Here is an 8,736-nt window from a genome sequence, read left to right on the forward strand (position 1 = left end):
GTCTCGATGCCGGAGCCGTCGGCGGCGGCGAATTGGGCCGGGGTGTAGTAGTAGGCGGGCGTGGCGAAGTCGAGCACCTCTTGCCGGCCGGTGGTGACGGTCATCGACCCAACGCTCATATCCCACTGACCGCCCCAATTGCCGGCGGTGATGACGTCCCAGTCGGGCGTGACAAACTCCACCTCGACGCCGAGCCGTTTGGCGATCTCGCGGGCCACGTCGATGTCGAAGCCCACGAATTCGCCGTTCTCGTCCAGAAAGGATTGCGGCTCATAGTTGGCGTCGGTCGAGACGCGGATGACGCCGCGCTCAAGGATATCGGCCAACAAGCCATCGGCGGTGATCTCCTCTCCGGCGGTCTCCTCGGCGGCGGGCGCTTCGGTCGCCGCCGGTTCCTCAACCGTGCCCGTATCTTCGGCCGGGGCCACAGGCTCCTGGGTCTGGCCGCCGCACGCGACCAAGGCCAGACTGAACGCCAACAGGATCAGCAGCACAACCACACTCCTCTTCATGTGTCTTTCTCCTCGCTACAAGATGGTGAATAAAGGGATAGCGCGAAACGGCGCGAAACGACGACCGGCGTGGCGTCGGCCCGCCACGGCTGGGGAGGCCTGGCTGAACTATTCCGCTCGTTAACCCAGTTCAAAGTCATGCGGCGCTGACGTGTCTCGGCCCGGTCGCTGATGGCCGCCAATTATCCACGGGCGGCCCCTGTCGGCAAATGGCGCCGAAGGATGGGGCTGATTTTCTCCGGCAACTCATCGACTGAGAAACACCAGTAAGAGTTGGGCGACGACGACCTTGGTGATGGTCGCCACGGGGAAGGCGAGGGCGTAACCCAGGTTGGGCAGTTCGTTTTCCGCCTGCTGCAGACTGAAGCCGAGCGTCGCCGGCTGGGTGCACAGGCCGGACAGCATGCCCGTCAACAGGCCGAACGGGATCTTCATGAACTTGTAGCCGATGAACAGCGTCAGGAAGGCGATCGTCATGGTGATGATCGCGCCAGCGATGAACACCTGTAAACCGCCGCTGGCGCTGAAGTTGGTGAAGAACGTGTAGCCCGAACGGACGCCGATGCCGGCCAGGAGGAGAATGAGACCGATCTGGCGCAATGTCAGGTTGGCGCTATAGGGGATGGTCCAGACAATGCTGCGCGTCCGGCGCATTGCGCCAAGAATCAGGCCCACGAGCAACGGCCCGCCGGCCAGCCCCAGACTAATGACCACGCCGCCGGGCAGGGGGATGGGGATAAGCCCGATGAGCACCCCCAGGGCCAATCCCAGGCTCAGCGAGACGAGATCGACCTCACTGAGCGCCTTGTAGGAGTCGCCGAAGAGAGCGGCCAGGCGCGGCATGTCGGTGCGCTTGGCGACGACGCGGACGCGGTCGCCCAACTCGATCACGGTATCGCCGTGGGCCAGCAGGTCGATGTCGCCCCGGCGAATGCGCGAGACGATGGCCCCATACTGCTGCGGCAAGTTCAACTCATTCAGCGCGCGGCCAACGACTTCATGATTGGACACAAACATGCGCCGGAAGTCATATTCGCTGCGATCCAGTTCCAGTTGAACGCTGGCCGGCTCGCCCAGCCAGGCGACAGCCTTGTCCACCTCCTCTGGCGTGCCGACCAAAGCGACAAGGTCATCGAGAGCAAAGGCCGTGTCGCCGGTGGCTAATGTGGTCCCCCCATCGTGCCGGAAGCGGGACAGGACAACGTCCCACTCGTTGGCGCGCACCAGTTCGCTCACGGTGAGCCCAACGGCTCGCGGATTGGTGACGCGCACCGTGCGCGTATAGAGGTCTTGCTCGACGACGTTGTACTGGCGAAGCGAACGCGCCTCGGTCAGATAGTCGATGCGGAACACGCGCTGCATGACGTAGACGGCGATCAGCGTGCCGATGACGCCCATCGGATAGGCGACGGAGTAGCCGATCACCGGCTCTGTCTCCAGCCGGGTGAGCTGGTCGGCCGGCGCGGTGCGGGTGATGGTTTCCAGGACACTGGCCAAGGCGGGTGTGTTGGTCAGACTGCCGGCGTACATGCCGGCGGCGACGGTCGCCCGAAGGCTGAACAGCGAAGCGGCGGCCACCACCAGCAACGCGGCGAACAGGAGCATTAGCAAGACAAACGTGTTGTCGCGCAGCCCCTTGCGCCGGAAGGAGGCGAAGAAACCCGGCCCGCTGCTCAGGCCGATGGTGTAGACGAAGATGATAAGGCCCAGATCGACAAGAACTGTGGGCAGCTTCATGTCCGGACTGAGGGCGCCGAAGGCCAGGCCGACGAAGAGCACCGCGGCCACGCCCAGGCTGATACCCTTTACCTTGATCCGGCCCAACAGGTAGCCAAGACCGGAGACGATGAAGAGCAACACGAGCGGCTCCTCAATCAAAAAATCGACGATAGCTTGCATGACACTCCTCCGGAGAGACCGTTGTAGAGGACTCCACGTCGGAGTATAGCACGCGGGCGGGGGCAGGCACGCGAACCATAGTGCGGCGCTATACGGCGGCTTGCCTTCGCCTATCAGAGTTAGTACCATCTCAGTACGGTCCGCTATGGTCGCGCCGGTTTCACCGGCTAATTCGGAGGACTTATGAAGAAAATGATGTTGCTGAGCGTGCTAACGCTGACTCTGCTCCTGTTGGCTGCTTGTGGCGGCGAGACGGCTTCGCCAATGGTCGAGGAACCAAGTGCGGCCAGCCTACCAGATACGGTGGACGTGGCTACTGTCTACAGTTTGCAGGATAGCCCGGACATCTTCTTGCTCGACGTGCGCGAGCCAGATGAGTATGCCGCGGGCCACATACCGGGCGTTACGTTGATCCCGATGGGCGAGGTCGCCTCGCGCATGAGCGAACTACCCACCGATACCGAGATCATCGTGACGTGCCGCACCGGCAACCGCAGTAGTCAGGTGGCCGACTTTCTGCGCGAGCAGGGCTTCACGAACGTCCATAACATGGAAGGCGGCCTTGTGGCCTGGCAAGAGGCCGGCTACACCGTCGAACAGTAGTCTCCGACCCGTCCCGCGTGACCCCGGTAGCGCACGCCCAGCGAGCAGTACGTTAACTATGACGTAGCCCGTTTGGGCTATCGTCTTTGTCTCGCGACCTCATACTGGCTATACTCCACGTTAGACAGTTGTCTAACGTCCTCGATCCTCTTCGCCCCGGCCCGCGCCGCCCGCGCAGTAGGGCGGCACATGGCGCGGGGCCGCGGGAGTCTGTATGAATCGCCTCCGACGGGGTCTGTCCGCCTACGCGGCGATGATCCGCCTGTTTTCGCGCAACGTCTGGCTTGTGCTCCTGTTCGGCATGGGTAGCGGCCTGACGTTCGGCATCTTCCTGTTCACCTTCAACTTCTACGTGCTCAGCCTGGGCCCCGGCTATGACGAGGCCTTTCTGGGCACGCTACAGTCGGCCGCTTCCCTGGCAACTATCGCCATGGCTCTGCCCGCGGCCTACATCGCCCAACGCTACTCACCCAAGTGGGTCATGATCGCCAGCGGGCTTATCGGCGCGGTGGCCTATCTGGGCCTCGTGCTTTTCCCATCGCAATGGCCGCTGGTCGCCTTTCGCATGCTGGCCGGGGTGTCCATGAGCCTGGGGGGAGTGGCCGGCGCGCCATTCCTGATGGCTCACACCGGCGCGCGCGAGCGGCAATGGGCGTTCAGCTTCATGGCCGGCCTGTCTACGGTCGCCAGCTTCTTCGGCAACCTGCTGGCGGGCATCTTGCCCGGCTGGCTGGGCGGGTGGGCCGGCGCGGGGCCGACGGAAACGTTATCCTACCAGTTATCGCTGGGGAGTATTGTCCTGCTGAGCCTCTTCTCCATCATCCCGCTGCTATTCATTCGGGCCACGCGCCTGCCGCAGGGGGCCATCGAGTTGCCCTGGGTGCTGGTTCGCCGCCACGCCCGGCTGTTTGCCATGTTCCTTTTGCCCTCGCTGGTCATCGGCCTGGGCGCGGGCCTCATGCAGCCCTTCATGAATGTCTACTTCCGCAACGTCTACGAGCAGCCGGACCCGGCCATTGGCGTCGTCTTCGCGTTGGGTGGTCTGGCGATGGCGGTAGGGCAGTTTGCCGGGCCGCCTATGGCCGACCGCTACGGCAAGATCAAGACGGTCATGCTGACGCAGGGCCTGTCGATCCCGTTCCTGATGACGCTGGGGTTGGGCGCTTATCTTGTGCCGTCGGGGCGCGCGGCCGCGGAACTCTTCTTTATCATCGCCGGCGTCGCCTACATCTTCCGGCTGGCGCTGATGAACCTGAGCAACCCCGTCTACCAGACCTTTGTCCTGGAGCGCGTGCCGGAGCAAGCCCAGGCGCTATCGGTCAGCCTGACCAATCTGGTCTTTCAGGTGGGTTGGTTCATCATGCCGCAGGTCAGTGGGCAGTTGCAGGTAGCTCATGGGCCGGCGGGCTTCACCTACGTCTTTGCCGGGGTGACGCTTCTGTATGCGACGGCCATCGTCATTGAGTGGCTGTTCTTTGGCCGCGGCAAGGTCCCGGCCGAAGTGGCGACGGAGGGGGCGGCGATCTGAGGAGGCAAATAAAAACGGTGGTTACCGCACTCAGTAACCACCGTTTGGGTGTCTTGGTCTATGCCGTCTGACAGTTCCTACCAGCGATTGCGGTCGCCGCGATCGCGGTCGCCGCGGCTCTGGCCGCCGCCGTAGCCGCCGCGGCTACGGTTGTCAGGACGACCACCGCCGCCGCCGCCATAACCACCACGACCGCCGCCACCCGTCCCGGCCGGGCGCTCCTCGCGCGGCTTGGCCTCATTCACCTTCAGCGGACGACCGCCAAAGGAGTAGCCATTGAGCGCCTGCGCGGCGGAATCGGCGGCAGCGTTGTCCATCGCCACGAAGCAGAAGCCGCGGAAGCGGCCGGTGTCGCGGTCGTTGATCATATCGACCGAGCGCACCTCTCCGTAGGTGGAGAACAGCTCGCGAATCTGTTCCTCATCCGTGTCAAACGGCAAATTACCAACGTACAGCTTTTTCATCTCTCTTTCAAACCCCAAATCTAACTAGTGTGTGTGATCACTGTGGGCATGACCGTGGGCAATTTCATCCGACGTAGCCCGGCGCAAACCGACAACCTCAACATTGAAATACAGCGTCTCACCGGCGAGCGGGTGGTTCAAATCGAGTAGCGCGCCATCATCGCGCAACTCCGAGATGTAAGCTTCCACTTGCCGGCCCGTGCCGCTCTCAACCATTCTCACCCCCATGCCTTCTTCCAGTTCCAGGTCGGACGGGAAGGCCTCATAGGGAACCAACTCGAACGCATCCGGGTTCATTTCGCCGTAAGCTTCATTCGGGCTAACGGCGACGTCGCGTACATCGCCGACCTTCAGACCGAGCAATGCTTCTTCCAACCCTGGGATGATGTTCTGGGCGCCATGCAGATAGACGAGGGGATCGTCGCTCGCCGCGGAGTCGATCTGCTCCCCATCGTCCAGGCGCAGGACGTACGACAGGCTGACGACCAAACCGTCTTCTACGGCCAGATCGTTCTGCTTCTCCAGATCCTTCTTCAAACAGTCTCTCCTAACCCAGTGTGTACTGACTTCAAAAGCCTCAGGGGCCCCGGCCGGACGGCGTCGCCAAACAAAAAGGCCACCCGCTGCAAGCTCAGGCGGCCGTACTTCCGTCCCAGCAACCACTCACACCAGTCAACCGGTACTATAGCGAACTGCGATCCCTATGTCAACTGCTTTTTTCAGGATCGTTGCCTTTCTACCATAGCGCGCGCGACTCATTTGCGATAAAACATTGATGACCCGAGGAGGCGCCACATGGCCAAGAAAACCAAGAAGAAGGACAAAGGCAAGGACGAGAGCGTTGCAATTGTGGACGAGGTTAAGTCGAACGGGGCGAGCGCCGAGGTCACTCCAACTCAAGAGGACAGCGAACAAGGCGCACCGATCACCGACAAACATCTCACGCAGAAGGGTAAGCTGAAAGAGGATTACTACGAAACGGAGATGCTGAAGCTCCAGGAAGAACTGGTCAAGCTCCAGTATTGGGTGAAAGAGAAGGGGCTTCGGGTGATCGTCCTCTTCGAGGGGCGCGACGCAGCCGGCAAGGGCGGCGTCATCAAGCGCATCATCGAACGCACCAACCCACGCACCCTGCGCGTTGTCGCCCTGGGCATCCCCAGCGACGTGGAAAAGACGCAATGGTACTTCCAGCGCTGGGTGGCGCACCTGCCGGCGGCCGGCGAGATCGTTTTGTTCGACCGCAGCTGGTACACGCGGGCCATCACGGAGTACGTCCACGGCTTCTGCACCGAGGCCGAATACCGCGAGTTCCTGCAGTCGTGCCCCCAGTTTGAACGCATGATCATGCGTTCGGGCATCATCCTGCTGAAGTACTGGTTCTCGGTCAGCGACGAGGAGCAGGAACGGCGCTTCAAGCAGCGCGCCTCCGACCCGCGACGCCGCTGGAAGCTCAGCCCCATGGATCTCAAATCACGCGACATGTGGGTGGAGTATTCACAGGCCAAGGACCGCATGTTCGCCTTCACTGACACCAAAGGTTCGCCCTGGTATGTGGTAAACGCCGACGACAAGCGGCGGGCGCGGCTCAACTGCATCAGTCATTTGCTGACCCAGATACCCTATGAGGATATCCTGCCGCCGCCGTTGGAACTGCCGGCGCGCAAACCGGGCAGCGGCTATATGCGTCCGCCCATCGACGAGCAAACCTTTGTGCCCAATCGCTACTAGATGTTCTCGCGCCGCCGACTGCTCGTTGTAACGCTGCTGCTTGTCATCTTAGCCGCCGGCGGCGCTTACCTATACCGGGCCTTCCTCAGCCAGATCAACTTCGCCGGCTCCATCGGCGGCGGGGAGCAGGCAGATGTGACCGCGTCGCCAGACTTCTCGGTCAACGTCTTCGCCGCCGGCCTGTCGGGGCCACGTTTCATCGCCTTTGGGCCGGATGGGGCGCTCTATGTCGCCGAGCGGGGCGCGGGGCGCATCGTCGTGCTGAGCGACGCCAACGGCGACGGCCGCGCCGACGAGACGCGCGTCTTCGCCGAGGAGCTGGACCGGCCGCATAGCGTCGCTTTCCACAATGGCGCGTGGTACGTCGGCGTGCCCTCGGGCGTGGTGCGGTTGGCTGACGACGATGGCGATGGGGTGGCCGAGTCGCGCCAGGTAATCATTGACGACCTGCCGCCCGGCGGCGTGCACTCCACGCGCACCGTCGCCTTTCTGCCCGACGGCCGCATGGTGGTGTCTGTCGGCTCCAGTTGCAACGCCTGCGTCGAGGAGGATCCGCGCCGCGCGGCGATTGTGGCCTATGACGACGCTACCGGGGCGGGAGAGCGTCTCTTCGCCGCCGGGCTGCGCAACGCTGTCGGCCTGGCCATCCACCCCGAGACGGGCGAACTGTGGGCGTCCAACAACGGCCGCGACCTGATGGGCGACGACACGCCGCCGGAGACGATTTACATCGTACGCGACGGCGCGAATTACGGCTGGCCCACCTGTCACAGCGGCGACATCCCCGACCCTGATATGGGCGGGCCGGGCGCGTGCGACGGCGTAGAGCCGCCGCTGGCCGAGATGCAGGCCCATACCGCGCCGCTGGGCATCGCCTTCTACACCGGCGACACCTTCCCGGCCGACTATCGCGGCGATTTGTTTATCGCGCTACACGGGTCGTGGAACCGGCGCGAGCCGGTGGGCTACGCCGTCTGGCGGCTGCCTCTCGACGGCGACACACCGATCGGGCCGGCCGAGCCATTTGCTGCGGGCTGGCTGGGGGCGTCGGGCGCGGTGGATGGGCGGCCCGCGGGCGTGGCCGTCGGCCCGGACGGCGCGCTGTACGTCAGCGACGACCGCGGCGGGTTCATCTATCGCATCCAGTACGATTCGCCATGATGACCGGCACTATCACCAGTCGTCGCCGGGGCATGGTACAATCTGACTTCCGGCCGACTGTCAAGGCCGACTGTCAAGGCTTTCGCTGCGACGCGGTTAGTTAGACCCACTCAATAGGAGCGACGACACATGGTCAGTGGAGTAGTGTTGCTGAAAGTGGTTCGCGGCCAGATCAACGAAGTGGCCGGCGAGTTAGCGGCGCTCGATGGCATCACGGAGGTTTATTCCGTAGGCGGGCGCTATGACCTGGTAGCCATTTTGCGCGTGCGCGACAATGAGGCCCTGGCCGCATTGGTGACCGAGCACATGCTCAAGGTGCAAGGTATCACCGAGTCGGAGACGCTCATCGCCTTTCGCGCGTTTTCCCGCCACGATCTGGAGAGTATGTTCTCGCTGGGTCTGGATGAATAGTCGCCCGGGCAGCAGCTTAAGCTTCCCATCACCCCTGACTTACCCCGCCTTAAGGACGGCGTGGTACACATGGCCTAATGGATGATCTGACCCCTCCCCTCACCTATACACGCTCCAATCCCTGGCCCCGCCGGGTGATGCTCCTGTTGCTGTGCTTCGCCTTCTTCGCCGGCGGCATCGTCGTTGACCGAACCCTGTTGAGCGGCCGGACGGCGGCCGGCGCGGCCGGCGGCCTGAATGCGGCCCTTCTGGAAGAGGCGCGCGGCATCATCCAGGAGCATTTCGTCGACCGCGAGGCGGCGACCGACCAGCGCCTTCAGGATGGCGCGCTGACCGGCATGGTCGACATCCTGGGCGATACCGGCCACAGCCGCTTCATGACCCCGTCGATGGTGCAAGAGCAGCGCAACTACACCGCCGGCGAGTTCGA

At 63.2% G+C, this 8,736-nt stretch carries 9 protein-coding genes and 1 pseudogene; 6 read left to right on the forward strand and 4 right to left on the reverse strand.

Annotation, left to right across the window (positions count from 1 at the left end):
- Positions 1 to 512, reverse strand: a 512-nt coding sequence (locus ACE3UY_RS08305; protein ID WP_374687075.1) for a transporter substrate-binding domain-containing protein, incomplete at its 3' end; no start/stop codon positions are given.
- A 246-nt stretch (positions 513 to 758) separates the two neighbouring features.
- Entirely contained in the window at positions 759 to 2,402 is a 1,644-nt protein-coding gene (locus ACE3UY_RS08310) for an aspartate:alanine exchanger family transporter (protein WP_374687083.1), read from the reverse strand.
- A 192-nt stretch (positions 2,403 to 2,594) separates the two neighbouring features.
- Between ACE3UY_RS08310 and ACE3UY_RS08315 the strand changes: the two genes are divergently transcribed.
- Together ACE3UY_RS08315 and ACE3UY_RS08320 are read left to right on the forward strand one after the other, a co-directional pair.
- Complete coding sequence (locus ACE3UY_RS08315) at positions 2,595 to 3,014, forward strand: rhodanese-like domain-containing protein (protein ID WP_374687076.1); 420 nt, start codon at positions 2,595 to 2,597, stop codon at positions 3,012 to 3,014.
- A gap of 214 nt (positions 3,015 to 3,228) precedes the next feature.
- Positions 3,229 to 4,542 carry an MFS transporter gene (locus tag ACE3UY_RS08320; RefSeq protein ID WP_374687077.1) on the forward strand — a complete coding sequence of 438 codons (1,314 nt, stop codon included), beginning with the start codon at positions 3,229 to 3,231 and terminating at the stop codon, positions 4,540 to 4,542.
- 77 nt (positions 4,543 to 4,619) lie between these two features.
- On the opposite strand, the gene ACE3UY_RS08325 is transcribed toward ACE3UY_RS08320, so the two are convergent.
- Positions 4,620 to 5,006, reverse strand: coding sequence for an RNA recognition motif domain-containing protein (locus ACE3UY_RS08325; protein WP_374687078.1), 387 nt, complete (start codon positions 5,004 to 5,006; stop codon positions 4,620 to 4,622).
- 24 nt (positions 5,007 to 5,030) lie between these two features.
- Complete coding sequence (locus ACE3UY_RS08330; RefSeq protein WP_374687079.1) at positions 5,031 to 5,543, reverse strand: peptidylprolyl isomerase; 513 nt, start codon at positions 5,541 to 5,543, stop codon at positions 5,031 to 5,033.
- 258 nt (positions 5,544 to 5,801) lie between these two features.
- Between ACE3UY_RS08330 and ppk2 the strand changes: the two genes are divergently transcribed.
- The 4 genes and pseudogenes from ppk2 to ACE3UY_RS08350 all read left to right on the forward strand — a co-directional run.
- The gene (ppk2, locus tag ACE3UY_RS08335; protein WP_374687080.1) at positions 5,802 to 6,734 is read left to right on the forward strand and encodes a polyphosphate kinase 2; all 933 of its coding nucleotides are present in this window, start codon (positions 5,802 to 5,804) and stop codon (positions 6,732 to 6,734) included.
- Positions 6,735 to 7,895, forward strand: a complete 1,161-nt coding sequence (locus ACE3UY_RS08340; RefSeq protein ID WP_374687081.1) for a sorbosone dehydrogenase family protein — start codon at positions 6,735 to 6,737, stop codon at positions 7,893 to 7,895.
- 129 nt (positions 7,896 to 8,024) lie between these two features.
- Positions 8,025 to 8,306 carry an Lrp/AsnC family transcriptional regulator gene (locus ACE3UY_RS08345; RefSeq protein ID WP_374687082.1) on the forward strand — a complete coding sequence of 94 codons (282 nt, stop codon included), beginning with the start codon at positions 8,025 to 8,027 and terminating at the stop codon, positions 8,304 to 8,306.
- A gap of 77 nt (positions 8,307 to 8,383) precedes the next feature.
- Positions 8,384 to 8,736: pseudogene (locus tag ACE3UY_RS08350) on the forward strand (hypothetical protein); the annotation flags it as partial.

Source organism: Promineifilum sp. (SeqCode) (assembly GCF_041918635.1).
In the GTDB taxonomy this organism is placed as follows: domain Bacteria; phylum Chloroflexota; class Anaerolineae; order Promineifilales; family Promineifilaceae; genus Promineifilum.

Coding starts and splice junctions, on each gene's coding strand:
- ACE3UY_RS08315 (WP_374687076.1), top strand. CDS start 2,595: ATGAAGAAAATGATGTTGCTGAGCGTGCTAACGCTGACTCTGCTCCTG.
- ACE3UY_RS08320 (WP_374687077.1), top strand. CDS start 3,229: ATGAATCGCCTCCGACGGGGTCTGTCCGCCTACGCGGCGATGATCCGC.
- ACE3UY_RS08325 (WP_374687078.1), bottom strand. CDS start 5,006: ATGAAAAAGCTGTACGTTGGTAATTTGCCGTTTGACACGGATGAGGAA.
- ppk2 (WP_374687080.1), top strand. CDS start 5,802: ATGGCCAAGAAAACCAAGAAGAAGGACAAAGGCAAGGACGAGAGCGTT.
- ACE3UY_RS08340 (WP_374687081.1), top strand. CDS start 6,735: ATGTTCTCGCGCCGCCGACTGCTCGTTGTAACGCTGCTGCTTGTCATC.
- ACE3UY_RS08345 (WP_374687082.1), top strand. CDS start 8,025: ATGGTCAGTGGAGTAGTGTTGCTGAAAGTGGTTCGCGGCCAGATCAAC.